Origin of the sequence: Mesorhizobium sp. WSM1293, from assembly GCF_000513875.1 — a bacterium.
GTDB classification, from domain to species: Bacteria; Pseudomonadota; Alphaproteobacteria; order Rhizobiales; family Rhizobiaceae; genus Mesorhizobium; species Mesorhizobium ciceri.
Genome location: NZ_AZUV01000005.1, coordinates 33,601 through 59,439, shown reverse-complemented (window position 1 = coordinate 59,439; position 25,839 = coordinate 33,601). Strand labels below are relative to the sequence as shown.

Annotated in this window: 28 protein-coding genes and 1 pseudogene; 20 read left to right on the top strand and 9 right to left on the bottom strand. The window is 63.8% G+C overall.

Annotated features, from left to right (window positions below):
• Window positions 1–120 precede the first annotated feature (120 nt).
• The 13 genes from phnG (at window position 121) to phnE (M729_RS0108130) (ending at window position 10,829) form a co-directional block, all read left to right on the top strand.
• Window positions 121–582, top strand: a complete 462-nt coding sequence (gene phnG / locus M729_RS0108190) for a phosphonate C-P lyase system protein PhnG (protein ID WP_013529524.1) — start codon at window positions 121–123, stop codon at window positions 580–582.
• Window positions 582–1,193 carry a phosphonate C-P lyase system protein PhnH gene (gene phnH / locus M729_RS0108185; protein ID WP_027161299.1) on the top strand — a complete coding sequence of 204 codons (612 nt, stop codon included), beginning with the start codon at window positions 582–584 and terminating at the stop codon, window positions 1,191–1,193. The genes phnG and phnH overlap by 1 nt, the downstream gene beginning before the upstream one ends.
• Before the next feature lies 1 nt (window position 1,194).
• The gene (locus tag M729_RS0108180; protein WP_027161298.1) at window positions 1,195–2,307 is read left to right on the top strand and encodes a carbon-phosphorus lyase complex subunit PhnI; all 1,113 of its coding nucleotides are present in this window, start codon (window positions 1,195–1,197) and stop codon (window positions 2,305–2,307) included.
• On the top strand, window positions 2,304–2,723 hold the full coding sequence (gene fosX, locus M729_RS0108175; protein ID WP_027161297.1) for a FosX/FosE/FosI family fosfomycin resistance hydrolase: 420 nt from the start codon (window positions 2,304–2,306) through the stop codon (window positions 2,721–2,723). The genes M729_RS0108180 and fosX overlap by 4 nt, the downstream gene beginning before the upstream one ends.
• The gene (locus M729_RS0108170) at window positions 2,720–2,995 is read left to right on the top strand and encodes a hypothetical protein (RefSeq protein ID WP_027161296.1); all 276 of its coding nucleotides are present in this window, start codon (window positions 2,720–2,722) and stop codon (window positions 2,993–2,995) included. The genes fosX and M729_RS0108170 overlap by 4 nt, the downstream gene beginning before the upstream one ends.
• Before the next feature lie 5 nt (window positions 2,996–3,000).
• Window positions 3,001–3,900 carry an alpha-D-ribose 1-methylphosphonate 5-phosphate C-P-lyase PhnJ gene (locus M729_RS0108165; RefSeq protein WP_027161295.1) on the top strand — a complete coding sequence of 300 codons (900 nt, stop codon included), beginning with the start codon at window positions 3,001–3,003 and terminating at the stop codon, window positions 3,898–3,900.
• Window positions 3,897–4,673 carry a phosphonate C-P lyase system protein PhnK gene (gene phnK, locus M729_RS0108160; protein WP_013529518.1) on the top strand — a complete coding sequence of 259 codons (777 nt, stop codon included), beginning with the start codon at window positions 3,897–3,899 and terminating at the stop codon, window positions 4,671–4,673. The genes M729_RS0108165 and phnK overlap by 4 nt, the downstream gene beginning before the upstream one ends.
• A 208-nt stretch (window positions 4,674–4,881) precedes the next feature.
• A complete protein-coding gene (phnL, locus tag M729_RS0108155) occupies window positions 4,882–5,589 on the top strand; it encodes a phosphonate C-P lyase system protein PhnL (RefSeq protein WP_013529517.1) in 708 nt (235 codons plus the stop codon).
• Window positions 5,586–6,200, top strand: coding sequence for a DapH/DapD/GlmU-related protein (locus M729_RS0108150; RefSeq protein ID WP_027161294.1), 615 nt, complete (start codon window positions 5,586–5,588; stop codon window positions 6,198–6,200). Before phnL ends, M729_RS0108150 begins: the two co-directional genes overlap by 4 nt.
• Window positions 6,201–6,585: 385 nt before the next feature.
• Window positions 6,586–7,443, top strand: coding sequence for a phosphonate ABC transporter ATP-binding protein (phnC, locus tag M729_RS0108145; RefSeq protein WP_027161293.1), 858 nt, complete (start codon window positions 6,586–6,588; stop codon window positions 7,441–7,443).
• A 92-nt stretch (window positions 7,444–7,535) separates the two neighbouring features.
• Window positions 7,536–8,444, top strand: a complete 909-nt coding sequence (gene phnD / locus M729_RS0108140; RefSeq protein WP_027161292.1) for a phosphonate ABC transporter substrate-binding protein — start codon at window positions 7,536–7,538, stop codon at window positions 8,442–8,444.
• Window positions 8,445–8,502: 58 nt separating this feature from the next.
• The gene (phnE, locus tag M729_RS0108135; protein WP_027161291.1) at window positions 8,503–9,459 is read left to right on the top strand and encodes a phosphonate ABC transporter, permease protein PhnE; all 957 of its coding nucleotides are present in this window, start codon (window positions 8,503–8,505) and stop codon (window positions 9,457–9,459) included.
• 2 nt (window positions 9,460–9,461) lie between these two features.
• On the top strand, window positions 9,462–10,829 hold the full coding sequence (gene phnE, locus M729_RS0108130; RefSeq protein ID WP_027161290.1) for a phosphonate ABC transporter, permease protein PhnE: 1,368 nt from the start codon (window positions 9,462–9,464) through the stop codon (window positions 10,827–10,829).
• Window positions 10,830–11,107: 278 nt separating this feature from the next.
• Here phnE (M729_RS0108130) and M729_RS0108125 read toward each other — a convergent pair whose 3' ends face one another.
• The 3 genes from M729_RS0108125 to M729_RS0108115 form a co-directional block, all read right to left on the bottom strand.
• On the bottom strand, window positions 11,108–11,959 hold the full coding sequence (locus M729_RS0108125; protein WP_027161289.1) for a sugar phosphate isomerase/epimerase: 852 nt from the start codon (window positions 11,957–11,959) through the stop codon (window positions 11,108–11,110).
• A gap of 224 nt (window positions 11,960–12,183) precedes the next feature.
• A complete protein-coding gene (locus tag M729_RS0108120) occupies window positions 12,184–13,371 on the bottom strand; it encodes a Gfo/Idh/MocA family oxidoreductase (RefSeq protein WP_027161288.1) in 1,188 nt (395 codons plus the stop codon).
• Window positions 13,372–13,517: 146 nt separating this feature from the next.
• On the bottom strand, window positions 13,518–14,573 hold the full coding sequence (locus M729_RS0108115; protein ID WP_013529509.1) for a sugar phosphate isomerase/epimerase: 1,056 nt from the start codon (window positions 14,571–14,573) through the stop codon (window positions 13,518–13,520).
• A gap of 400 nt (window positions 14,574–14,973) precedes the next feature.
• Here M729_RS0108115 and M729_RS0108105 point away from each other — a divergent pair, with 400 nt between their 5' ends.
• The 5 genes from M729_RS0108105 to M729_RS0108085 are packed head-to-tail and all read left to right on the top strand — an operon-like array spanning window position 14,974 to window position 19,218.
• A complete protein-coding gene (locus M729_RS0108105; RefSeq protein WP_013529508.1) occupies window positions 14,974–15,861 on the top strand; it encodes a sugar phosphate isomerase/epimerase in 888 nt (295 codons plus the stop codon).
• A 59-nt stretch (window positions 15,862–15,920) separates the two neighbouring features.
• Window positions 15,921–17,090: a mandelate racemase/muconate lactonizing enzyme family protein gene (locus M729_RS0108100; protein ID WP_023812460.1), complete on the top strand. Its 1,170-nt coding sequence runs from the start codon at window positions 15,921–15,923 to the stop codon at window positions 17,088–17,090.
• A 2-nt stretch (window positions 17,091–17,092) separates the two neighbouring features.
• Window positions 17,093–17,809 carry a FadR/GntR family transcriptional regulator gene (locus tag M729_RS0108095; protein WP_013529506.1) on the top strand — a complete coding sequence of 239 codons (717 nt, stop codon included), beginning with the start codon at window positions 17,093–17,095 and terminating at the stop codon, window positions 17,807–17,809.
• A gap of 5 nt (window positions 17,810–17,814) precedes the next feature.
• Window positions 17,815–18,795 (top strand): hydroxyacid dehydrogenase, encoded by a 981-nt coding sequence (locus tag M729_RS0108090; RefSeq protein WP_027161287.1) that lies wholly within the window; start codon window positions 17,815–17,817, stop codon window positions 18,793–18,795.
• Between the two features lie 42 nt (window positions 18,796–18,837).
• Window positions 18,838–19,218 (top strand): hypothetical protein, encoded by a 381-nt coding sequence (locus M729_RS0108085; RefSeq protein WP_027161286.1) that lies wholly within the window; start codon window positions 18,838–18,840, stop codon window positions 19,216–19,218.
• Between the two features lie 15 nt (window positions 19,219–19,233).
• On the opposite strand, the gene M729_RS0108080 is transcribed toward M729_RS0108085, so the two are convergent.
• Window positions 19,234–20,538 (bottom strand): amidase, encoded by a 1,305-nt coding sequence (locus M729_RS0108080; protein ID WP_027161285.1) that lies wholly within the window; start codon window positions 20,536–20,538, stop codon window positions 19,234–19,236.
• 119 nt (window positions 20,539–20,657) lie between these two features.
• Here M729_RS0108080 and M729_RS0108075 point away from each other — a divergent pair, with 119 nt between their 5' ends.
• On the top strand, window positions 20,658–21,005 hold the full coding sequence (locus tag M729_RS0108075) for a GFA family protein (protein WP_027161284.1): 348 nt from the start codon (window positions 20,658–20,660) through the stop codon (window positions 21,003–21,005).
• A gap of 97 nt (window positions 21,006–21,102) precedes the next feature.
• On the opposite strand, the pseudogene M729_RS01000000134765 reads toward M729_RS0108075, so the two are convergent.
• Window positions 21,103–21,893: pseudogene (locus M729_RS01000000134765) on the bottom strand (MFS transporter); the annotation flags it as partial.
• 139 nt (window positions 21,894–22,032) lie between these two features.
• Between M729_RS01000000134765 and M729_RS0108065 the strand changes: the two are divergent.
• A complete protein-coding gene (locus M729_RS0108065) occupies window positions 22,033–22,464 on the top strand; it encodes a DUF4437 domain-containing protein (RefSeq protein ID WP_027161283.1) in 432 nt (143 codons plus the stop codon).
• A 12-nt stretch (window positions 22,465–22,476) separates the two neighbouring features.
• Here M729_RS0108065 and M729_RS0108060 read toward each other — a convergent pair whose 3' ends face one another.
• The 4 genes from M729_RS0108060 to M729_RS0108045 are packed head-to-tail and all read right to left on the bottom strand — an operon-like array spanning window position 22,477 to window position 25,839.
• Complete coding sequence (locus tag M729_RS0108060; RefSeq protein WP_013529499.1) at window positions 22,477–23,562, bottom strand: ABC transporter ATP-binding protein; 1,086 nt, start codon at window positions 23,560–23,562, stop codon at window positions 22,477–22,479.
• Window positions 23,562–24,665, bottom strand: a complete 1,104-nt coding sequence (locus tag M729_RS0108055) for an ABC transporter ATP-binding protein (protein ID WP_013529498.1) — start codon at window positions 24,663–24,665, stop codon at window positions 23,562–23,564. Before M729_RS0108055 ends, M729_RS0108060 begins: the two co-directional genes overlap by 1 nt.
• Window positions 24,662–24,883 (bottom strand): hypothetical protein, encoded by a 222-nt coding sequence (locus tag M729_RS0108050; protein ID WP_027161282.1) that lies wholly within the window; start codon window positions 24,881–24,883, stop codon window positions 24,662–24,664. The genes M729_RS0108055 and M729_RS0108050 overlap by 4 nt, the downstream gene beginning before the upstream one ends.
• Window positions 24,880–25,839, bottom strand: a complete 960-nt coding sequence (locus tag M729_RS0108045) for a carbohydrate ABC transporter permease (protein WP_013529496.1) — start codon at window positions 25,837–25,839, stop codon at window positions 24,880–24,882. The genes M729_RS0108050 and M729_RS0108045 overlap by 4 nt, the downstream gene beginning before the upstream one ends.

The following is a 25,839-nucleotide window of genomic DNA, read 5'->3' as shown; positions in this document are numbered from 1 at the left end:
TTCCAGCGCCCAGTCTTCTATCGCTGTCATCCACCCGTCATGGACACCCGTTAGATAATAGGTATAATTTGTATAGTTGTCTATATCAATAGACAAATTTAGCCACGAGGACTACAGCTCATGCGAGGACAGGAAGCCCGCGACCAGGCCGAGCGCAAGGCCGCCATGGCAACCCTTGCGCAATCCAGCGGCGATGACATCGTGCGGCTCTGGAATGAGGCCGGACTGCCTTCGGACGCCGAGCTGTTGCGCGGCCCCGAAACCGGCCTTGTCACCCTGCGCGGCCGCATCGGCGGCGGCGGCGCCCCTTTCAATGTCGGCGAGGCGACCGTCACCCGCGCCACGGTCAGGCTACCCACCGGACAGGTCGGCCATTGCTATGCGCTTGGCCGCGACAAGCAGAAGGCGAAGCTGGCGGCTATCGCCGACGCCCTATGGCAGGACCCTGCCCGCCGCAATGAGGTCGAGACCGGACTGATAGCGCCTCTGCAGTCGGCTCTGACCATGGCGCACGAAAAACGCCGCGCCGAGACGGCGGCAACGAAGGTGGATTTCTTCACCATGGTTCGCGGAGAAGACTGATGGACGCAGCTGTGCAATCGATCGAGGGCGGGTTCGCCGATCCGGTCTTCAACGCCCAGACCGTGTTCCGCGCCGTGATGGACGCAATGGCGCGGCCGGGCAGCGTGCAACCGCTGCCGGCCTTCGCCCGCCCGCCGGTGCCGCTCTCGGCTACCGCCGGCGCCATCGCACTGGCGCTGTGCGACAATGACACGCCGCTCTGGCTCGACCCGGCTTTGCAGGCCTCCACCGCGATCAGATCATGGCTTGGGTTCCATACCGGCGCGCCATTGGCCAACACACCGGCCGATGCGCATTTCGCCTTGATCGCAGCACCTGCCGAGATGATGGCGCTCGATGGCTTTTCGCAGGGCACGCAGGATTATCCCGACCGCTCGACCACGCTGATCCTGCAGGTCAGCGATCTGGTCTCCGGCACGCCGCTATTGCTCGGAGGTCCTGGCATCGAAACCAGCGCCACGATCGCGCCGGCGCAGATACCACGCCATTTCGTCGAGCAGTGGAAGCAGAATATCAAGCGCTTTCCGCGCGGCGTCGACATCATCCTCGCCACATCAGGCGGCATCGCCTGCCTACCGCGCACGACGCGCATCAAGACGATGGAGGCGTAAGATGTATGTCGCGGTAAAAGGTGGCGAAGCGGCAATCGCCAACGCCCACAGCCTGCTGGCCGACCGCCGGCGTGGCGACCGTTCGGTGCCCGCCCTTCGTCTCGACCAGATCATCGAGCAGCTGGCGCTCGGCGTCGACCGGGTGATGAGCGAAGGCTCGCTCTATGATCGTGAACTGGCCGCGCTCGCCATCGCCCAGGCGCGCGGCGACATGATCGAGGCGATCTTCCTGGTGCGCGCCTACCGCACCACGCTGCCGCGCTTCGGCTACTCCAGGCCCATCGACACCGCCAACATGCTGGTCGAGCGGCGCGTGTCGGCGACCTACAAGGATCTGCCCGGCGGGCAGTTGCTCGGACCTACCTTCGACTACACCCACCGGCTGCTCGATCCCGAGCTTGCCGCCGGCGCCGATGTCGCCGAGCCCTTGCTGCGCGAGACGGAAGCGCAAGCCATGCCGCGCGTCTCGGCGATCCTCGCCCGCGAAGGCTTGATCGAACCGGATGGCGACATGCCGCAGGACCATGTCCCCGGCGACATCACCCGCGAGCCGCTCGAATTCCCGATGGCGCGCGACATCCGCCTGCAGGCGCTGTCACGCGGCGATGAAGGGTTCCTGCTGGCGCTCGGCTATTCCACCCAGCGCGGCTATGCCCGCAACCACCCCTTCGTCGGCGAGATCCGCATCGGCGAAGTCGAGCTGGAGCTCGACGTGCCCGAACTGCCCTTCTCGGTGCCGCTCGGCACTGTCCGCGTCACCGAATGCCAGATGGTCAACCAGTTCAAAGGCTCGGCCAAGGCGCCGCCGCAATTCACCCGCGGCTACGGCCTGGTCTTCGGCCAGAGCGAGCGCAAGGCGATGGCCGTGGCACTCTGCGACCGGGCGCTGCGCGCGAAGGAGCTCGGCGAGGATGTCGTCGCCGCGGCCCAGGACGAGGAGTTCGTCATCTCGCACTCCGACAATGTCCAGGCGACCGGCTTCGTCGAGCATCTGAAGCTGCCGCACTATGTCGATTTCCAGGCCGAACTCGATCTCGTGCGCCGCATGCGTGCCGAATATGACGCCCGCCAAAACCCCGTGAAGGTCGAAGAGAAGCGGGAGGCCGCGGAATGATCGAGGGCCTTTCCCACATGACCTTCATCGTCCGCGATCTCGAGCAGATGACCGAAATCCTCGAGGGCGTATTCGACGCACGCGAAGTCTATGTCAGCGACGCCAGGCAGTTCTCGCTGTCGCCCGAAAAATTCTTCCTGATCGGTGACATCTGGGTCGCCATCATGGAGGGCGAACCCTTGCCGGAGCGCAGCTACAACCACATCGCCTTCAAGATCGATGACGCCGATTTCGACCGCTATGCCGAGCGCATCGGCAGGCTCGGCCTCGACATGCGCCCGCCGCGCCCGCGCGTCGAGGGTGAAGGCCGCTCGATCTATTTCTACGACGAAGACAACCACATGTTCGAACTGCACACCGGCACGCTCAATGAGCGGCTGGCGCGCTATGCCAGGAGATCGGAGGCTGCGGAATGAATTTAGTGCCCGACGCCACCATGGCCGCCACCATCGTGAGAATGACCGCCATAGCCGTCATACCCGGAGTAATCACCATTCCCGACGCCCAGGGACTCACCTTGAGAGCCTTCTTTGGGGCCGGGCAGAATCATGCGCCGAAGGAAGAAGAGAACGACGCCGGCGAACACCACCAACAGAATTCCGAGATGCATCCATCCGGTCGAGTTCATCTGAATTCGCCCCTGTATCCGCGTCCTGGACGCCAATTCGATAGCACAATGTGGATGTGATCGCCATGACCGACATCGCCACCTACAACTTCGCCTATCTCGACGAGCAGACCAAAAGGATGATCCGCCGGGCGATCCTCAAGGGCATCGCCATTCCCGGCTACCAGGTGCCGTTCGCTTCGCGCGAAATGCCGATGCCCTACGGCTGGGGCACCGGCGGCGTCCAGGTCACCGCTTCGATCATCGGCCCGGACGATGTGCTGAAGGTCATCGACCAGGGCGCCGACGACACCACCAATGCGGTGTCGATCCGCGCCTTCTTCAAGAAGGTCGCCAATGTCCCGGTGACGACCGACACTGCCAGCGCCACCATCATCCAGACCCGTCACCGCATTCCCGAGCATCCGCTGACGGCGGCCCAGGTGCTGGTCTACCAGGTGCCGATCCCCGAACCCCTGCGCTTCCTCGAACCGCGCGAGACCGAAACGCGCAAAATGCACGCGCTGGAGGAATATGGCCTCATGCACGTCAAGCTCTACGAGGACATAGCCAAGCACGGCCGCATCGCCACCACCTATGCCTATCCGGTCAAGGTCGAGGGCCGCTATGTGATGGACCCCTCGCCGACGCCGAAATTCGACAATCCCAAGATGCACCGCTCGCCGGCCCTGCAGCTGTTTGGCGCCGGCCGCGAAAAGCGAATCTACGCGGTGCCGCCTTTCACCGAAGTGGTCAGCCTCGACTTCGAGGATCATCCGTTCGAGGTCCAGACCTTCGACCAGCCCTGCGCGCTGTGCGCGGCCGAGAACGTCTATCTCGACGAAGTCATCCTCGACGACCATGGCGGTCACATGTTCGTCTGCTCCGACACGGACCATTGCGAGAAGCGGCGGGCGGACGGCCATCGCGGCCACCTTGCTCCAGAAAGCCATCTTGCCTCGGGAACAAGGGAGCCGGCGCAATGACCGACGAACCGCTGCTGCGTGTCGCAGCACTTTCTAAATTCTACGGTTCGCGCGTCGGCTGCGACAACGTCTCCTTCGACCTGTGGCCGGGCGAAGTCCTGGCTGTCGTCGGCGAATCCGGCTCCGGCAAGACGACGCTGCTCAACTGCCTGTCGACCCGGCTGCTACCGAGCTCCGGCACCGCCAGCTACCGCATGCGCGACGGCCAGTTCCGCGAGCTCTACCGCATGAGCGAGGCCGAGCGCCGCTTCCTGATGCGCACCGACTGGGGTTTTGTCCATCAGAACCCCGCCGACGGCCTGCGCATGACGGTGTCGGCGGGCGCCAATGTCGGTGAGCGGCTGATGGCGGTCGGCGACCGTCACTACGGCAGGATCCGCGCCACCGCCGTCGACTGGCTGTCGCGCGTCGAGATCGACGAGGACCGCATCGACGACGAGCCCCGCGCCTTTTCCGGCGGCATGCGCCAGCGCCTGCAGATTGCCCGCAACCTCGTCACCGGGCCGCGCCTGGTGTTCATGGATGAGCCAACAGGCGGCCTCGATGTCTCGGTGCAAGCCCGCCTGCTCGACCTGCTGCGTGGTCTGGTCACCGATCTCGGTCTGGCGGCCATCGTCGTCACCCACGACCTTGCCGTGGCGCGGCTCTTGTCGCAGCGCATGATGGTGATGAAGGACGGCCGCGTCGTCGAAAGCGGCCTCACCGACCGCGTGCTCGACGACCCGCGCGCGCCTTACACGCAATTGCTTGTTTCCTCGATTCTGCAGGTTTGACGATGGCGCCAAGGCACCCCCCTCTGGCCTGCCGGCCATCTCCCCCTCAAGGGGGGAGATTGGCTATCGTCCTCGGTTTCGCCACTCTCCAACGTTGCAGAACAAGCGCAACGAGAAAGCTGCCGATCTCCCCCCTTGAGGGGGAGATGCCTGGCAAGGCAGAGGGAGGCGTTGGCCCGCAAACGAACGACAATTGGAGGCCCTTCTGATGGCAACCCCCCTCGTTGTCTCCGACGTCGCCAAGAGTTTCACCATGCACCTGCGCGACGGCATCAAACTGCCTGTTGTCGCCGGTGTCTCGTTCTCGATCAGGGCTGGCGAATGCACCGTGCTCGGCGGTCCTTCCGGTGCCGGCAAGAGCTCGATCCTGAAGATGCTCTACGGCAACTACGCCGTCGACGAAGGCCAGATCATCGTCACGCATGATGATGGGCTGATCGACCTCGCCACCGCCAGCCCGCGCACCGTGCTGGCCATACGCCGGCAAACGATCGGCTATGTCAGCCAGTTCCTGCGCACCGTGCCGCGCGTCTCGGCGCTCGACGTCGTCGCCGAACCGCTGGTCGAGCGCGGCGAGGATCGCGAGATTGCCCGCGGCAAGGCACGCGCCTTGCTGGCGCAGCTCAACCTGCCGGAGAAACTCTGGGCCTTGCCGCCTGCGACCTTCTCCGGCGGCGAGCAGCAGCGCGTCAACATCGCGCGCGGCTTCATCACCGAGCACCCGATCCTGCTGCTCGACGAGCCGACAGCCTCGCTCGATGCCAGGAACCGCGATGTCGTGATCGAACTCATCGCCGCCAAGAAGGCTGCAGGTGTCGCCCTGCTCGGCATCTTCCATGACCACGATGTGCGCGAGGCAGTTGCCGACCGCATCATCGACGTCACCGCTTTCGCGCCCGGAAAAATCGCCGCATGACCAGGAAATTATCCGAGACGCCGTTGATCCATCCGACGGCGGAGGTGCAGAACTCGACGCTCGGCCGCTGGACCGAGATCGCCGACCGCAGCCGGGTCTCGGAAAGCGAACTTGGCGACTATTCCTACATGATGCAGGACTGCTCCGTCTGGTGCGCGACGATCGGCAAGTTCGCCAACATCGCGGCCAGCGTGCGCATCAACGCCACCAACCACCCGACCTGGCGGCCGACGCTGCACCATTTCACCTATCGCGCCTCCGACTACTGGGACGATGCCGAGCACGAAAGCGAATTCTTCGCCCAGCGCCGCGCCAAGCGGGTCACCATCGGCCACGACACCTGGCTTGGTCACGGCTCGACCATCCTGCCCGGCGTCACCATCGGCGATGGCGCCGCGGTCGGCGCCGGCGCTGTCGTCTCGAAAGATGTAGCGCCCTATACGATCGTCGCCGGCGTGCCGGCAAAGCCGATCCGCGAGCGCTTCGATCGCCGCACGGCCGAACGCTACCAGGCGCTGGCCTGGTGGGACTGGGACCATGCAAGGCTGCGCGCTTGCCTTGAGGACTTCCGTGAGCTGTCCGCAGAGGCATTTCTGGAGAAGCATGGTTGACGCGAATGGTGCTTTCATCGAACTAATAAGCACCCAACCCAGAGCCATGGGGCATATGTGACCTTTATTGTCGTAATACCTCTTTTCATTGGACTGGGGTTGGTCGCGTTGGGAATTTTGGTGATTAAGCTTGCAGCTAAGCGTTGGAGGCAATCCGACGTTGGCTCTTCAATAACGTTGATGATATTAGGCTGTGTTTTGTTCACGGCGGCGATAGCTCCACTCTATATGCTGTGGGTCCCTGCGCAACTTACAGGTAAGCCAGGCTGACAAGCTAAGGCCTGTGGAGCGTAACAAAACTGACATCATCGCGACACGGCAGGTTCATGTGGCTGCGTTAGGCGAGAGCCTGACGATCAATGGTCCCGGACTGGAACCTGCCCCCATGCCAGCAAATTCCGCCACGCTCGAAATCCGCGGTGTCACCCGACGATTTGGCAAGAACACTGCCGTCAGCGACATCAACATCGCGATCCCGCAGGGTCAGATGGTTGGCGTCATCGGCCGTTCGGGCGCCGGCAAATCAACCCTCCTTCGCATGATCAACCGTCTCATCGATCCCAGCCAGGGGTCGATTTTTTTTGACGGCGCCGAGGTCTCGAAGCTGAGCGGTTCGCCGCTGCGGCGCTGGCAGCGTGACTGCGCCATGATCTTCCAGCAGTTCAACCTGGTGCCGCGCCTCGACGTGCTGACCAATGTGCTGCTCGGCAAGCTGAACCACCGCTCGACCATCACCAACCTGTTCGGCATGTTCTCGCGCGCCGAATGCGCCGAGGCGGTCGCGGCACTCGAGCGGCTCGACATCGCCCGCACCGCGCTGCAGCCCGCCGGCACCTTGTCGGGCGGCCAGCAGCAGCGCGTCGCCATCGCTCGTGCCATGATGCAGCAGCCCAGAGTGATCCTCGCCGACGAGCCGATCGCCTCGCTCGACCCGCTCAACGCCAAGGTGGTGATGGATTCGCTGCAGGACATCAATTTGCGCGAAGGCATCACCGTCGTCACCAATCTGCACACGCTGGACACCGCCCGCACCTACTGCAACCGCATCATCGGCATGGCTGCCGGCAAGGTCGTCTTCGACGGCCCGCCGGAAGAGCTCAACCGCGAGGCGGTGCGCCTCGTCTACGGCGCCGACAGCAATGGCCAGGAAATCTCCGAGGCCATCACCTCGACCAGCGTTGCCTTCAGCCGAAAGATCGCCGCATCCGCCGGACCGCTCGAGCCCGCATTCCCGGGATATTGAGAGCGGTTGGGATCGCCAGCCCACGTCAAGGGCACCTGTCAAAATCGATAACGCTGCCGGCGCGGGGCCGGAACCTACAGGAGAAATATCCAATGTTCAGGAAGATGGTCTTTGGCGCCGTTTCGGTGCTCGCCATGGCGACTAGCATGGCCCATGCCGCCGACATGAAGGAATTTCGCGTCGGCATTCTCGGCGGCGAAAACGAAACCGACCGGCTGCGCAACTACCAGTGCCTCGCCGACCATTTGAAGACCGAATTCGGCTTCGAAAAGGTCTCGCTGTTCCCCGCCGCCGACTATGACGGCGTCATCCAGGGCCTGCTCGGCGGCACGCTCGACTTCGCCGAACTCGGCGCTTCCGGCTACGCCAGCGTCGCTCTCAAGGACCCGAAGGCGGTCACCCCGATCCTCACCACCCAGCAGACCGACGGCGCCACCGGCTATTATTCGATCGGCCTGGCGCTGAAATCCTCCGGCATTACCGACATCAAGTCGGCCAAGGGTAAGAAGCTCGGCTACGCCGATCCGGATTCGACCTCCGGCTACCTGATCCCGCTGACCCAGATCCCGAAGGATACCGGCGCTTCGAACGAAAAATTCTTCGCCTCGACCCAGTTCAACGGCGGCCACGAGAACAACGTTCTGGCCGTGCGTGACGGCAAGGTCGACGTGGCGGTGGACGATTCTTCCGGCATCGGCGACTTCAAGGACGGCTACACCTCGGGCACCTTTCACAAGGAAGTCGCCAAGGGCGCCGTCGACCCCAACGACTTCGTCGAGGTCTGGCGCTCGGGTCTGATCCCGAACGGCCCGCTGGTCGTGCGCACCGCGCTCGGCAGTGAAATGACCGCCAAGCTCGCCGACTTCTTCACGCAGTTGCCGAAGAAGGACAAGGCTTGCTTCGAAGGCGTCGAGGGCGGCGATTTTACCGGCTACGTCCCGGTGAAGGCGGACTTCTACAACGTCATCGTCGAAGCCCGTAAGGCAGCCATCGGCGGCTAATGGCAAAAACCAGGAAGGGCGGCGTCGAGAAAACGCCGCCCTTCTTGCATGTCCGATCATGACCCTTTCCGAGACAGCCCCTTCCGGCGCCACTCACCAGATGGCCGACGCCTGGCGTCGCCAGACGTCCTTGCGCCGGCTCTACACCGCCATCGGTGTCGGCCTGCTCATCATCGCGCTCGGCAGCACCATGTGGTTCGCCGACGAGGCCAATGCCGGGCATTTCTTCGACCGGTTGCCGCATTTGCTGGATTTCCTGAGCTGGCTCGTCCCCAAGGATTGGAACGATGTCTGGCGGGCGATGTTCGACGTCGCTTCCCCGCATGACACCGGTACCCAGGAATTCAATTTTCCGCTTGGCCGCTCCTATGTCTGGGGCAGCTTCTACATCCCCGAATATTTCGAGCTGATGCTGACCACGCTCAACGTGGCCCTGGTCTCGACCTTCATCGGCTTCGTCTTCGCCGTACCGTTCTCCTTCATCGCGGCGCGCAATTTGACGCCGCATCCGGTGCTGCGGCTGATCGTCAAGCGCCTCATGGAACTGCTGCGCGCCTTTCCCGAGATCGTCATCGCCGGCCTGTTCGCCGCCATCGTCTCGATCGGCCCGATCGCCGCCATCATCGCCATCGGCCTGCATTCGATCGGCGCGCTGGGCAAGCTGTTCTACGAGATCAACGAGAACATCGACATGCGCGCCGAGGAAGGCCTGAGGGCCGTCGGCGCCAACTGGTTCGAGCGGGTGCGCTTCGCCGGCCTGCCGCAGGTGCTGCCCAACTTCATGTCCTACACGCTGCTGCGTGTTGAGATAAATGTCCGCATTTCCACCATCATGGGCGCTGTCGGCGGCGGCGGTATCGGCGAGGAGTTGAAGCTGTCGATCTCGCGCGGCTTCGGCGCCAAGACGATAGCCCTCGTGCTGCTCCTGTTCACGACGATCTTCATCGTCGACCAGTTCTCCGCCTGGCTGCGCCGCAAGCTGGTCGGCGAGCAGGCTTTCGTGATGAGCGCTTGACCATGGCCACCATGACCGCCGATCAGATCCAGTCGATCGAAGAGCGCTTCCCGCAGGTGTTCCAGCGGCCGTTCCACAAGCGCTTCGGGCCGCTGATGCTGCTTGGCGGCATCTTTCTCTACCTGCTGTACGCCTTGTGGTTCTTCAACCTACCGCAGGTCATGCGAGAATCGCACTGGGAGCGCCTGCCGCTGTTCCTGACCCAATGGATCAGCTACGACGTACAGCCGATCTTCCGCCTCGATGAACCGCAGATCACTGCCAAATATCCACGCTTCTCGGTGCTCGGCCCGAACCCGGATCCGGACTGGGTCAAGACCAATGCCGATGGTTCGGTGACGATCCTGATCGACGGCACCGCCAAGTCGATTACCTTCACCAAGACGCAAGCGACGATAATTGCCAACGGTGAGACCGTTGCGGTCGCACTCGGCACCGGCAAGCCGCTGATCTCGGGACCGGTTCCCGGCTGGATCACCGCGCATGAGGATGAGGTCGTCGCCGACATGGGCTTTGCCGGCGAGGCCCGCGTCGCCGTTGACCGCGTCAGGATACGCAAGCGGTTTCTAGGCTGGGCAAACTTCGTCTTCGACACGCGTTCGCCTTTCTTCGGCAAGTCGGCAAGCGAAGTCGCTTCGCTGATCGTCTCCGGGCCGGAACTGAAACCGGGCACGTCAAATCTGGCGCTGGCCGGCGACAACATCTGGAACAACGCCCAGTGGCAGCATGGCGATGTCTGGACGAAGCTCCTGCAGACCATCGTCATGGCCTTTCTCGGCACCATGCTGGGCGGCATCGTCGCCTTCCCGCTGGCCTTCTTCGCCGCCCGCAACATCACGCCCAGCCGGCTGGTCAACCAGGTGCTCAAGCGCTTCTTCGATTTCATGCGCTCCATCGACATGCTGATCTGGGCGCTGTTCTTCACCCGCGCCTTCGGGCCGGGACCGCTGGCTGGCAGTGCGGCGATCTTCTTCACAGAGGTCGGCACGCTCGGCAAAACCTATTCCGAGGCGCTGGAGAACATCGACGACAAGCCGCGCGAGGGGATTACCTCGACCGGAGCCAACGGCCTCCTGGTGCAGCGCTACGGCGTGCTGCCGGAAGTGGTGCCGGTGTTCATCAGCCAGACGCTCTATCAGTGGGAATCCAACACCCGCGGCGCCACCATCATCGGCGCTGTCGGCGCCGGCGGCATCGGCCTGAAGCTGTGGGAAGCGATGCGCACCAACTCCAACTGGGCCAACGTCTTCTACATGGTGCTGCTGATCCTGGCCGTCGTCTTCATCTTCGACAACATCTCCAACTTCCTGCGCCGCCGGCTGAGCCGGACCATCCACGACTACAACAGGATCCAGGCTGAGCAGGGGTAGGCTTGTGATGTAGACGCGCAAGTCGTCTCGACCAGCGCCAAAGGATCGACCCCCACTCCGTCGAGCTTCGCTCGACACCTCTCCCCCGATCGACGGGGTAGAGGAAAGCGCCAGGCTGTCCGAGCCGACGCCTGTCCTCTTAGGCCGAGTGTCTTCCCAGGCCGAGGCTTCCTTCCTCTCCCTCCGGAGGGGGGAGAGGTGGCTCGGCGAAGCCGAGACGGAGTGGGGGAACCACCTGGCAACCGCCGCGAACGCAAATAGAAAATGGGCCAGGGCGCCTAAGCCGCCTTCTTCCACCCGCTCTTGATATGCCTATACCCCTCCCGATAGACCGCTTCCGGGGTCTCTGAAAAATCCCGCCACACCTTGGTCGCCGCCGCCAAATCCTTGAGTGAGCGGCCGAACGCCTCGATCGTCAGCCAATCGTCATAGCCGCTCTTGCGGATGGCGGAAAACGTTTCGGTCCAGGGAATGTTGCCGCGCCCCGGCACGCCGCGATCATTCTCCGAAATATGGACATGCACGACATTCCTGCGGTGTTTCGTGTAGGCGCCGATCGGGTCGGCCTCCTCGATATTGGCGTGGAAGGTGTCGTACATCGCCTTGATGTGCGGCCGGTCGATGGCGTCGATATGCTCCGACAGGTCCGCCATCGTGTTGACGAGATAGCATTCGAAGCGGTTCAGCGCCTCGAGCCCGATGGTGACATTCCTCTTGCCGGCATGGTCGCCGATGGCGCGCTGCGAGCCGACGGAGCGCTTCTTCTCCGCGGCCGTCGGCCCAGAGCCGGAAAAGGACCCGAGCGTCGAATGCAGAGGGCCGCTCAGCGTGTTGGCCCCAAGCGCCTGCGCGCAGTCGATCGCCCATTTCATGTAGTCGACACCGGCCTTGCGCGTTGCCGCGTCGGCCGAGATCAAATTCATCGCCGGATCGCCCATGGCCGAAACCGCAGTCCGCTCCAGCCCGATGCGGTCGAGCAGATCGCCGAGCTTTCTATAATCGTCCGGCGTGCCGGCGAAGATCGGTATCTCGACGCCATCGAAACCGGTCGCCTTGATGTCGCGCAGCAGCGGCTCGTGTTTCTTCGACACCGCCGTCGTCCACAAGAACATGCACATGCCGATTTTCATCGAAGCCCCCTCCCTTTGACGGCGCACTGGCTGTTCCGCCGCTTCGCGCCATGCCCCCTCATCCGGCCGCTTCGCGGCCACCTTCTCTCCGCTGGGGAGAAGAGACTTGGCGTCGCGCCATCTCCTCCTCCTCTCCCCTCGGAGAGAGGTCGGATTGCCCCGAATTGCCCTTCGCAATTCGGCTGGCAATCCGGGTGAGGGGGTCTTCGTTACCCGCCGCGCCACTAAAGCTTCGTCCACGCCCCGTTTTTCTTCGACGACTTCACGCAAGCCTCGATGAAGGCCATGCCCTCGACGCCGTCCTGGATGGTCGGGAAGACGACGTCCTTGGGCGGCTTGCCACCCTTGCGGCGCGCTGCCCGGATGGCGCGTGCGGCCTCCTGGTAAACGTTGGCGAAGCCTTCGAGGTAGCCTTCCGGATGGCCTGACGGCACGCGGCTGACACGGCCCGCCACCGGCAGCGCGCCGGCGCCGTTGCGGGTGATCAATTGCTTTGGCTGGCCGAACGGCGTGTACCAGAGATAGTTCGGGTCGGCCTGCACCCATTCCAGCCCACCCTTCGAGCCATAGATGCGCAGCTTCAGCCCGTTCTCATGGCCGGGCGCCACCTGGCTTGCCCAGATCATGCCCTTGGCCGGGTGCGTCTTGCCGGTAGGCTTGAAGCGCAGCATGACGTTGACGTTATCATCCAGTAGCCGTCCCGGCACGAAGGCGTCGAGATCGGCCGACAGGGAGTCCAGTTCCAGCCCCGAGACGAAGCGGGCGAGGTTGTAGGCATGCGTGCCGATATCGCCCAGCGCACCGCCGGCGCCTGCCTGCTTGGGGTCGGAGCGCCACGCCGCCTGCTTCTGGCCTGTCGCCGCCAAATCCTCGGTCAGCCAGTCCTGGGGATATTCGGACTGCACGATGCGGATGTCGCCGAGCACGCCCTTGGCGACCATTTCGCGTGCTTGCCGCACCATCGGATAGGCGGTGTAGTTGTGCGTCAGCACGAACACCTTGCCGGTCTTCTCGACTATCGCCGCGAGCTTTTTCGCTTCGGCCAGCGTCGTCGCCAGCGGCTTGTCGCAGATGACGTGGATGCCGGCCTCGAGGAAAGCTTTTGCCGCTGGCACATGCACATTGTTGGGCGTGACGATGGCCACCGCCTCGATGCCGTCGGGGCGCTTCGCCTCGGCCTTGGCCATCTCGGCATAGGATGCGTAGCTGCGTGAGGGGTCGAGCCCCAGTTCGGCCGCCGAGGCCTTGGCACGGGCCGGGTCGGCTGACAAAGCGCCGGCAACCAGCACGAACTCGTTGTCCAGCCGCGCCGCGATCCGATGCACCGCGCCGATGAAGGCGCCTTGCCCGCCGCCGACCATGCCGTAGCGGATCGGGCCGCCTCCCGTTTCCGACTTCGATGCGCCGACCATATCTTGCTCCTCGCTGTTGCTTGCCCCCCTTGAGGGGAGTTCGATCCGCGCAGCGGATCGGGTGGGGTCGTTGAGGCAGAGCGCGGTGTGAACCGACCCACCCGGCCTTTGGGCCACCCTCCCCGCGAAGGGGAGGGAAAATCGAGCTAGATTCCCATCATGGCGCGCAGCAACTTCTTGTCGGTGGTGCCAGCGGCGAAGTCGTCGAATGCCTTTTCCGTCACCCGGATGATGTGGTGCTCGATGAAAGGCGCGCCTTCGGCCGCACCATCCTCCGGATGCTTCAGGCAGCACTCCCACTCCAGCACCGCCCAGGAATCATAATTGTACTGCGTCAGCTTGGAGAAGATGCCGCCGAAATCCACCTGTCCATCGCCCAGCGAACGGAAGCGCCCGGCGCGGTTGGTCCAGCTCTGATAGCCGGAATAGACGCCTTGCCGGCCGGTCGGGTTGAACTCGGCGTCCTTGACGTGGAACGCCTTGATGCGCTCGTGATAGATGTCGATGAATTCGAGATAGTCGAGCTGCTGCAGCAGGAAATGCGACGGATCGTAATTGATGTTGCAGCGCTTGTGGCCGCCGACCGCGTCGAGGAACATCTCGAAAGTGGCGCCGTCGAAAACGTCTTCAGACGGGTGAATTTCATAGCCGACATCGACGCCGTTGTCCTCGTACACGTCGAGAATCGGCTTCCAGCGTTTGCCGAGCTCGCCAAACGCTTCCTCAATGAGTCCAGCCGGCCGCTGCGGGAACGGATAGAGGTAAGGGAAAGCCAGCGAGCCGGTAAACGACACTGAAGCATTCAGGCCTAGATTACGCGATGCTTTGGCGCCGAACTTCATCTGCTCGACAGCCCACTTCTGCCGGGCTGCGGGATTGTTGTGCACCGATGGCGGCGCAAAGCCATCCATCTGCGCGTCATAGGCAGGATGCACCGCCACCAATTGCCCCTGCAGATGCGTCGACAATTCCGTGATCTCGACGCCGGCGTCGGCGCAAATGCCTTTCACCTCGTCGCAATAGGCCTTGGAAGAGGCTGCCTTCTTGAGATCGAACAGCCGCGCGTCCCAGGTCGGGATCTGCACGCCCTTGTAGCCGAGACCGGCCGCCCATTTGGTGATCGACGCCAGTGAGTTGAACGGCGCGGCGTCGCCCGCGAACTGCGCCAGAAACAGCCCCGGGCCCTTCATTGTCGTCGGCATCGGCATCCTCCCTCATTTCTCTCGCGACCGAGCATAGCGCCGATTGGAAACAGGGCCAGCCACTTTGGTCTTTTCTCAACGGGCGCTTGCACGCACCACCATTCTGGTATTACCAAATGTGGAATTTTGGTCAAGCCTTGCAATGCGCCATCATGACCCCAAAACCACCCGGCGCAGGCATGTATATCTCAATATAATCAAGGAAATACTCCACAGCGAAAGTTGCATCCCGGCGCTTCTTGCCGATCCGGATAATTTGCTGTAGACCTCGCTTCAGGCCCAATTGGTCGAACCAGTTTGCGAGAAAAGGCTGGGAACGCCTTGGGGAGGAACCTTTGTGTCGCCTTTTGGCGATGCATGTCGCAGGCGAACCATAGAGACGAGTTGGGAAGGACAGACCATGCATCTTTCGACGCACAACTGGATGCGCGCGGAACCCCTGGAAACGACGCTCAAGCGCATCAAGAAATTCGGCTATGAGTCGATCGAGATTTCCGGCGAACCCGAGCAGTACAAGACCAGGGAGACCCGGGCGCTGCTGAAGGAGCATGGCATTCGTTGCTGGGGCGCGGTGACCCTGATGCTGGGCGAGCGCAACCTCGCAGCCAGGAACCAGGGCCAGCGCGAGCGTTCCGTTCAGTATGTCAAGGACGTGCTGACCATGGTCAGCGAACTCGATGGCGAGATCATCACGCTGGTTCCCGCGACCGTCGGCAAGGTCGTGCCTGACGGCACCGAGGAAGAGGAATGGAAGTGGGTCGTCGACGCCACCCGCGAATGCTTCACCCACGCCAAGAAGGTCGGCGTCAAGATCGCTGTTGAACCGCTCAACCGCTTCGAGACCTATCTGTTCAATCGCGGCGCCCAGGCGCTGGCTTTGGCCGACGCGGTCAGCCCCGAATGCGGTGTCTGCCTCGACGCCTACCACCTCCATATGGAAGAATTTAACGTCTATGACGCGATCCGGCAGGCCGGAAAGCGCCTGTTCGACTTCCATGTCGCCGACAACAACCGCTTCGCCGCCGGTCTCGGCCAGATCGACTGGCCGAAGATCGTCGCCACCTTGCGCGAGATCGGCTACGACGGCGCGCTGACCAACGAGTTCGTCGCGCCCGTCGACCGGACGCCGGCGGCCCCCTATCCCGACATGGTCGAGCGCAATCCGGTCGATATCTCGCCCGAACAGCTGAAGTTCATCCAGGACCACGGCTCCAGCGTGCTCACCGAGAAATTCTACACCGACCAGATGCGCATCAACGCCGAAACGTTGCTGCCGCTGATCAAGTAGTCGACTGCCTCAGGGAAATTCGCCCTTCCGCCCTGACCGGCGCAGGGCTGGGGAAGAATATGCGTATCAAGTCCGTCCAAGCCTGGTGGATCCGCGTTCCGATCGAAGCCGCTCGGCAGCACCGCAGCGACTTCGGTCAGGTGACGACCTTCGACGCCGCCATCCTGCGCATCGAGACCGATGACGGGCTGGTCGGCTGGGGCGAAGGCAAGAACGCCGCCGGCAGTGCCGGCAGCTACGGCGCGCTCGTCCATATGCTGAACCATGAGGTCGGGCCGCAGCTGGTTGGCCGCGATCCGGCCGACATCGGCGTCATCTGGGAGATGCTCTACAATGGCGTGCGCCACGACAGCGCCGCACGCGGCGGCCACGCCATGCCGCAGCTGGCGCGGCGCGGCATGAGCATCGCGGCGATCAGCGCCGTCGACATCGCCCTGTGGGACATTCTTGGCAAATCGCTTGGCGTTCCTGTCTGGCGGCTGCTCGGCGGCCGCAAGCTCGATCGCATGCCGGCTTACGCGTCCGGCGGCTGGGCGGCCGCCGACGCCATCGGCGAGCAGTTGAAGTCCTATATCGCCAAGGGCGGTTTCAAGGCACTGAAGATGCGGGTTGGCGCCATGGACGGCGCGGCGCACATTTCCGCCACCCGCGTGCGCGCCGCACGGCAGGCGCTCGGCCCCGATGTCGAACTGATGGTCGACGCGCACGGCACCTACACGGTGGCTGAAGCCAAGCGCTTCATCCACCTTGTCAACGATTTGGACCTCGCCTGGTTCGAGGAACCTATCATCGCCGACGATAAGCCGGGCATGGCCGAAGTGCGGGCAAGTGGCGCCGTTCCGATCGCCACCGGCGAAAGCGAGGCGACCCGCTACGCCTTCCGCGACCTCGCCGTGCTCAAAGCCGCCGACATCTTCCAGCCCGATCCCGCCTTCTGCGGCGGCATCAGCGAAGCGATGAAGATCGGCACCATCGCCAGCGCCTTCAATCTGCGCTTTGCACCGCATTTGTGGGCCGGCGCGCCCTGTTTTTTCGCAGGCTTGCATGTCTGCGCCGCCTCGCCGTCGAGTTTCACCGTCGAATATTCGCTCGGCGCCAACCCGATGATCCATGATCTGGTCGAAGAGACTGTCGAAGCCAGGGACGGTATGATAGCGATCCCGGAAAAACCGGGTCTGGGATTCACCATTTCGGAGCGGTTCCTGGAGGCGCACGCGCAACGCGGTTGACGATGAAAGAAAAGAACCTTCTCGCGGAACTCGCTGCCTACCTGTTCTCCCATTCGGACAAGGAGAGCGGCCGAACGCCATCGGAGCGCGAACTGGCGGAGCATTTCGCCGTCAGCCGCGGTCAGATCCGCGAGGCGCTGGCCATCCTGGAGGCCATGCGCATCGTTGAGCGCCGGGCCAAGTCCGGCATCTACATCGACACCAAGCAGGCCAGTGTGGAGGCCATGGCGCTCTTTGCCCGCGCGGGCCTGCCGCTCGACCCGATCCAGATCTACGAGACGGTTGAACTGCGCAAGATCCACGAGATCAAGGCGGCCGAACTTGCCTGTTCGCGTGCCACAGAGGAGAATTTCGAGCGGCTGCGCGAAATCCTGAAGGCTTCGGAAGAGCGCATCGCCGCCGGCGAAGGGCTTGCCAGGGAAGACCGCGAATTCCACCTCGAAATCGTGCGCGCCACTAAGAACAGCGTCTTCCACAATGTCTGCAGCGTCTACTACATGATGGGCGAGCAGCGCCTGCCGATCTATTTCAACGACCCCGAGCGCAACGTGCGCTCGCATGCCGAGCATATCCAGATCTATGAAGCGCTGCTGCGCCGCGACGGCAATCTCGCACAGGCGCTGATGAGCGCCCATCTGCAGGGCGCTGAGAGCTACTGGAAGGGCCTGATCGAGGGCCATGGCGAGGAGCCGCAAAGCCCGGCGCTCGAAAAAGCCTGACCGACATGGCCCGTATCCTCACAACCCACGCCCTGCACCCGCGCGCCTCGGCTATGCTCTCCGGCGCCGGAGAGCTCGTCGTCGCCTCCGCCATCGATCCGGCCACGCTGGCCGCCGAAGCCAGGAATGCCGACATCGTCATCGTGCGCGCGCCGCTGCCCCCACAGCTTTTCGACGGCGCAAAGCTGCTGCGGGCGGCAATCCGTCATGGCGCCGGGCTCGACATGATCCCGATGGAAGCAGCGACGGCCGCCGGCGTGCTGGTGGCGAATGTGCCGGCGGTCAATGCCCGCTCGGTTGCCGAACACGTCATGTTAGTGGCCCTCGCCTTGCTGCGCAACTTCCGCGTCGTCGATCGCGACCTGCGCGCCAAAGGCTGGCTCGCCGGCCGCGAGCACGCCAACGCCAACAGCGAGCTTGCCGGCAAGACGATCGGCATTGTCGGCCTCGGCGCCGTCGGCCAGGCGGTCGGCCATATCGCCGCGCACGGCTTCGACCTGAAAGTGGTGGCAACGACGCGCAGCATGCAGCCGGCGCCGGACAAGGTCGGCTTCCTGTCGATCGACGCTCTCGTCGAGCAGAGCGACATCATCGTTCTGTGCTGCCCGCTGACGCCGGAAACGCGCGGCCTGATCAACCGTGAGCGGATCGCCCGCATGAAGCCGCAGGCGTTGCTGATCAACGTGTCGCGCGGACCGGTCGTCGACGACGACGCGCTGATCGAGGCCTTGCAGAAACGGCGCATCGGCGGCGCCGCGCTCGACGTGTTTGCGACGCAGCCGCTGCCGTCGAACCATCCCTATTTCGGCTTCGACAATGTTATCGTCACGCCGCACATGGCGGGGATCACCGAGGAATCGATGATGCGCATGGGCGTCGGCGCGGCGGGCGAAGCCCTGCTGGTGCTGGCGGGCAAGCTGCCGGTCAATCTGCGCAATCCAGAAGTGGTCGATCACTATCGGCGGCGGTTTCCGGCGAGCCTGTAACACATCGCGGTTTCGCCCCAATTCTCCGCGACGTTGAGAGCCATGTCCGGTCTAGCCTTCCTCTTTGTCGCTGCCTGTTCGCTCTGTGCCATGCCGGCATTCGCGGCCGAGAGCAGTTATGTCTATTGCGACAACGGGCTGCGCTGCTTCAAGGCGCCCTGCCCGTCCAACAGCGCACTCGACCTTGCCACCGGGGCGATCATCAAGGGCGTGTCGATCGACCCCAGCGGATTGCCGCAGGCCGACAAGGCGATAACCGATCTTTCCGACGCGCTTCATGCTGGCAAGATCGTCGTCAGGGGCTCGATCGAGCACCGCACCCAGACGATCGCCGGCAAGGAGTACAATCTGCCCTGGCTGGTCGCGACCAGCATCGTACGCACCGCCAAGGACAGCGAACGCAAGCACTGTTCGTCGCGCTGATCCGCAATTTCCGGTTCAGTGCTGATCAACCGCCAGCAGCCGCTCCACTTCAGCGGCAATCCGCAGCAGGCGCCGGTCATGCCCGTTGCGCGCCACCAGCATCAATCCGGCAGGCAGCACCGTGCCCGGCATCGGCAGCGAGATCGCGCAGAGATCGAACTGGTTGGCGACCTGCGTGTTGCGCAGCAGCAGGCCTTCGGTGCGGTCGCGCAGCTCGGCATCCCGGGTCATCGAAACGATGGTCGGCGCGGTCACCGGTGTGGTCGGCAAGGCCAGCACATCGACCGAGGACAGCCGCTCGTCCATGGCGGCGCCGAGCGCTGTACGACGGCGCATTGCCCTGATGTAGACAGGCGTCGGCAGCATGGCTGCCCGCGACAAAGGTCCGCTGACATGCGGGTCGACCGGTACCGAAGCTCCTGTCGCCAGCCAGTCGGCATGCACTTCGGCCCCTTCCATCGCGGCGATCGAACCACGCTTGGTGGCCGCGCGCAAATCGGCAAGCAGATCGTCGATCGACAGATCCTCGATCCGCGCGCCCGTCTGCTCGATCTTGCCAAGGCAGCGGTCGAACGCGGTCGCCACCTCGTCTTCCGTCTCTTCGAAAAGGACGCCACGCGGAATGCCTATGCGAAGCCCTGCCAGGGCAATCGGCGTCAGCGCGGTCGGCACCTCACCGGCCATCACGGCGTCGGCGGCGGCACACTGGGCGACGGTTCGGGCAAGCGGACCGATCGAGTCCAGCGTGGCCGACAGTGGGAACGCGCCGGCGAGCGGCACACGTCGCGCCGTCGGCTTGAAGCCGACGACACCGTTGAGTGAAGCCGGAATGCGTATCGAACCGCCGGTGTCGGAACCGATCGATATTTCGCTCGTGCGCTCGCCGACGGAAACGCCGGCGCCTGAGGAAGAACCACCCGGAATGCGATTGGTGTCCACGGCATTGCCAGGCGTGCCGAAATGCTGGTTGTCGCCGATCGCGGTGAAGGCGAATTCGGTCATGTTGGTCTTGCCGGTGATAACCGCGCCGGCCTGCCGCAGCCGGCTGACGATCGCGGCATCGCGCAGCGGAGGTGCTGCGGTCTTGAGCATCAGCGAGCCGGCCGTGGTTGGCTCGCCGGCGACATCGAACAAATCCTTGATCGAGACGATGGTGCCGTCGAGCGGCCCGAGCGTCACGCCGGCTTGGCTGCGCGCATCGCTGGCATCGGCCGCGGCCCTCGCGGCTTCGGCATAGAGCTTCGTGAACACACGCTCTTCGCCGGCACGGGCGGCGAGGCGCGCAAGGATGATTTCCAGATGATCACGGACGGATTGCATTTTCGGTGTCGGACTCCGGACGCCTTGAACGTCTTAAGGGATAGCGGCCAGTGCCTGGCTTGCCGAGACTTAACCCGGCGCAGACGGTTTTGCACCCTGTCGAATGCGAGGAAAATCCGATGCTCTACAAAGGCAGTTGCCACTGCGGCAAGGTCGCCTTCGAATTCAAGGCCGAACTGACCGGCGCCATCAGGTGCAATTGCTCGATCTGCTCGCGCAAGGGCGCCCTGTTGTGTGCCATCCCGCACGAGACCTTGCGGGTCCTGGCCTGGGGCGACGATTTGGGCACCTACACATTCGGCAATCATGCCATCGCGCACCGGTTCTGCCGGGCCTGCGGTATCCATCCCTTTGCGGAGGATGTCCGCGAGGGCCGTGAACGCAGCGCCTACATCAACATCAACTGCGTGGCCGATCTCGACCCCTCGACACTGTCGGTCTTCGATTTCGACGGGCGGTCGGCCTGAGTTCGTTCGTCGCTGCCGTCACAACGGCGTCGACCCGAAAACCGTGATGGTTCTCGGGCCGACGCGCAGGTGTCAGGGAAGCCTGATTGCGGCGAGGCTACTCGGCCTGCTTCGGGCCGCAGGAACACCACGCTGGCCGCCAGCAATGTCGCCGCGCCGCAATAGGCGAAGGCACTGGCGACGCCGGTGTGGTCGACCAGCAGGCCGCCGAAGACGGCGCCGAGCGCGATCGCCACCTGGAACGTCGCCACCATCAGTCCGCCGGCGCTTTCTGCCTGGTCGGGTGCTGCCCGCACCAGCCAGCTCTGCAGCCCGACCGGAACCGCGCCGAAAGCAAAGCCCCAGACCGCAACGGCGGCAGCGGCGATCGTCGGCGAAGCTCCGAAAACCAGCATCGAGGCGGCGGCCGGTGCGATCAGCAAGGGCGCCAGCCCAACGGCTGCCTTGAGGCTGCGCTCGGCCAGGATGCCGCCGGCGACATTGCCGAAGAAGCCGCCAATGCGATAGGCCAGCAGCACCAGCGAGATCGTCTCGATGTCGAGCACGGGGACCTTCTCGAGGAAGGGACGGACATAGGTGAAGCCGGCAAAGTGTCCCGAAGCGACCAGCAGCACGACCAGCAGCGCCACCCGGATCGACGGACGCTTCAGCACGTGGAGCAAGGTGCGGAAGCTTGCCACACCCACGGGGGGGCAATTTCGAAATAGTGGCCAGCTGCACCAGCAGCGCCAGGGCGGCGACCACGGTCGCAATCATGAAGGCCGTGCGCCAGCCCCAGATGTCACCGACATAGGCGCCGACCGGCGCCGCACAGACGGTCGCCAGCGAAACGCCGGTCAGGATGATCGACATGGCGCGCGGCATCAATCGCATCGGCACCAGCCGCAGCGTGGCCGTGGATCGCCGGGTCTGGATGAATTGCCAAGCCTTCCGGACGCAATGCCATTGCCGGGCCACCCGCATGCAATAGCTTGCCAGAACCAGGCAGCGAGAGGCCGGCGTCCAGTCGGCCCGAAGAGGAGAACCAATGCCAAATCATCCGAAGGTCATCGCACTCGCCGTCATGCTTGCGGTTCCCGGGCGCGGCTTTGCCCTCGAGGACAGCTACCTGCCGGCCGACAAGATCCCCTATGTGGCGGAAGTACCCGACCAGCCGCATCGCCTTGGCCCATTGTGGGGCGAGCGGGCCAAGGGTCCGGCAGGCACGTTGCTGAAGGTTCCCGGCAACTGGCGCGCACCGGTCCATGCGCACACCGCGGATTATCGTGCGGTGGTCATAAAGGGGATGTGGGCGCACTGGCAGATGGATGGCGGCGAGGCGACCAAGGTCGAACTGCCTCCTGGATCCTACTGGACCCAGAAAGCCAATGAGATGCATGACGACGCCTGCGTCTCCGACACGGAATGCGTGATCCTGCTGATCAACGACACGCCCTACGAAACCTACTTCCAGAAATAGGCTGGGATGCGGCTACGAGGCGTGACGCAAGCTGACGCCGCTGCCCTTGTCGAACAGCACCACCTTGTCGGGGTTCCAGGCAAAGCGCACCGCCTGCTCGATGGCGACGTCGGTCCTGGCCGGCACGGTTGCACGCAGTGTCGCGTCGCCGACGCGCAGCGTCAGGATCTTTTCGACGCCGTGGTTCTCGACGTCGTGGACACGCGCCTCGACCGGCGCGCCGCTCTCGAGATAGACGTCCTCGGGACGAATGCCGAAGACGAGCGGGCGACCATCGGTCGCCCCGCCCGCTTTGGCTCCCCCTGAAAAAGGCAATTCGAAATTCAGCGGCGCCATCACCGCGCGGCCGTTCACGAGTTTGCCGTCGATGAGGTTCATCGGCGGCGAACCGACGAAGCTCGCCACATAGGTGTCGCGTGGATTGTTGTAGATCTCATGCGGTGTGCCGGTCTGGACGATTCGGCCATGGTTGAGCACGCCGACCTTGTCACCCATCGACATCGCCTCGATCTGATCGTGGGTGACGAACAGGAAGGTGGCGCCGAGCTGTATCTGCAGGTTCTTCAGTTCAGTCCGCAGCGCCTCGCGCAGCTTGGCGTCGAGCGCAGACAGCGGCTCGTCCATCAGGAACACACGCGGCTTGCGCACGATGGCGCGGCCGATCGAGACGCGCTGCATCTCGCCGCCGGACAGCCGATCCGTCTTGCGGTCGAGCAGATGCTCGATCCGCAGCGTACGGGCGGCACGGTCGACACGGTCCTTGATCTCGGCGTCGGGCAGCCGGCGAATTTTCGGCTTCAGCGGGAATTCGAGATTTTCGCGCACCGTGTAGCGCGGATAGAGCGAATATTGCTGCAGCACCAGCGCCACGTCACGCTCGGCCGCACCCCAGTCGGCAACGTCGACGCCGTCGATGAAGACCTGGCCTTCGCTGGGCTTCTCCAGGCCGGCGATAAGCCGCAGCGTCGTCGTCTTGCCGGCGCCCGTCTCGCCCAGCAGCACGAAGAACTCGCCATCGGCAATATCGAGATCGAGCCCGGTGAGCGCCGTGTGGTTGCCGAAGGTCTTCGAGATGTTCTTGAGCTGGATATGGGCCATCAGAGTCTCACCTCGAGCGACTTGCCGCTTGCCTTGTCGAAGAAATGCGCCTGGGTCGGGTCGATCCTGGCGAAGACCCTTTCACCGGGTCCGGCAACGAAGCCGCTCTTGGTGCGGGCCCGCAGCAACTCGGTTCCGACCTTGAGATCGACGATGTCGAAGGAGCCGAGCGGCTCGACGATATGTGTGTCGACAGGCACGAAGCCCTCGGTCGCCTCGCGCCGGATGAGCACGCCTTCCGGCCGTATGCCAAGCGCCAACTGGCCGCCGGCATGGCCGTTGAGCTTCGACAGCAGCGCTCGCGGGAACTCGAAGCCGGCGGCGGCTCCACCGACCGTCACCGAAACCGAGGACGCCGTCTCGGCCACCGCCGCATCGGTGACATTCATCACCGGGCTGCCGACGAATTGCGCCACGAACAGATTTGCCGGCTGCGAATAGACCTCGTCGGGCGTGCCGACCTGCTGCAAGACGCCTGCGTGCATGATGACGATGCGGTCGGCCAGGCTCATGGCCTCGATCTGGTCGTGCGTGACATAGATGGTGGTCGAGCCCTGCTTGATGTGCAGCCGCTTGATTTCCGCGCGCATCTCCTCGCGCAGCTTGGCGTCGAGCGCGCCGATCGGCTCATCCATCAGCATGGCTTTCGGCCGCCGCACCAGAGCGCGGCCAATGGCGACGCGTTGCATGTCGCCACCCGAGAGCGCCGACGGCTTCTTGTCCAGCAGGTCGGTGATCTGCAGCGTCTTGGCGACCGAACGCACCTCGCTGTCGATCTCCGTCTTGCTCTTGCGCGTGGCGCGCAAGGGGAAGGCGATGTTCTCGTAGACGCTCATATGCGGATAGAGCGAGAACGACTGGAACACCATGGCGATGTCGCGGTCGGCGGCCTTCAAATGCTGCACCGGCTTGCCGTCGATGAAGATGTCGCCCTCGTCGATGGTTTCCAGCCCGGCGATGGCGCGCAGCGTCGTCGTCTTGCCGCAGCCCGATTGGCCGAGCAGCACGATGAACTCGTTGTCGGCGATCTTGAGGTTCAGGTCCTTGATGACCTGGACGGCGCCGAAGAATTTCTGGACGCCGCGAAGCTCGATCTGGGTCAATTCTGTGCTCCCGGATTGCGCACCTGACCGGTGCCGGCCTTCTCCTCGGGCGCGATCTTGGAGGTTACGTTGAAGCCGACGAGCCCGATCAGGATGATGGTCAGGCCATAGCTGTGCAGCAGCATGTTCCAGGGCTGGCAGAGCGCGACGATGCCGAGCACCATCAGTATCTGCGACCCAGGCTCAAGGTATTTCTGGTTGAAGGCGCGAAAACTCATTTGCGGATCGCTCCGAAGGACATGCCGCGCAGCAGATGATTGCGAAGCAGGAAGGTGAAGATGGCGACCGGCAGCAGGAACAGGAAGGTTCCGGAGGCGATCACCGTCCAGTCCGGCAGGCCCGAACCGACCTGGCTCGGGATGAAGGGAGGCGCGGTCTGGGCGCGGCGGTTGGTCATGATCAGCGCAAAGGCGTATTCGTTCCATGCGGTGATGAAACAGAACACGGCGGTGGCGGCGATGCCCGTGGCGGCCTCCGGCAGCACGATCTTGAAGAACGCCTCCATGCGCGTGTAGCCGTCGACAAGCGCGGCCTCCTCATATTCCTTCGGAATCTCGTCCATGAAACCCTTCATCAGCCACACGGAGAAGGACAGGTTGAAGGCGGTGTAGAGAATGATCAAGCCCAGATGCGTATCGTTGAGCCCGACTGCCCGGTACATCAGGAACATCGGGATGGCGACCACCACCGCCGGCAACATGCGCGTCGACAGGATGAAGAAGAGCAGGTCCGCTTCCCCCTTCACCTTGAAGCGCGAGAAGCCATAGGCGGTGAATGTCCCCATGCCGACCGCCAACACCGTCGAGGTGATGGCGATGATGAGCGAGTTCAGGAAGCGGCTCGGATATCCCGACCATTGCACCTGGCCCTTGCCGTCGCGCACGATCTTCTCGCCGCCGTCGAACACGACGCGTTCCCACCACGGGGCGGCGGCATATTCTTCGGCCGACGGCGGGCTGCGCAACTGTGAGCGCTTTGTGAAAAGTTTGACGAAAGGCGAGATGGTCGGCTCGAACATCACCGTCGGCGGGATCGTAGTGGCCAGGTTGCGTGGCTTGAACGAGGTCGCCACGATCCAGTAGATCGGCGCCAGGAAGATGATCGTCACCAAGAGGACGGCGACAATAGCGACCTTGTTGAGCGCCCGTTCACCCGAAGTCTGGACGGCCGCCAT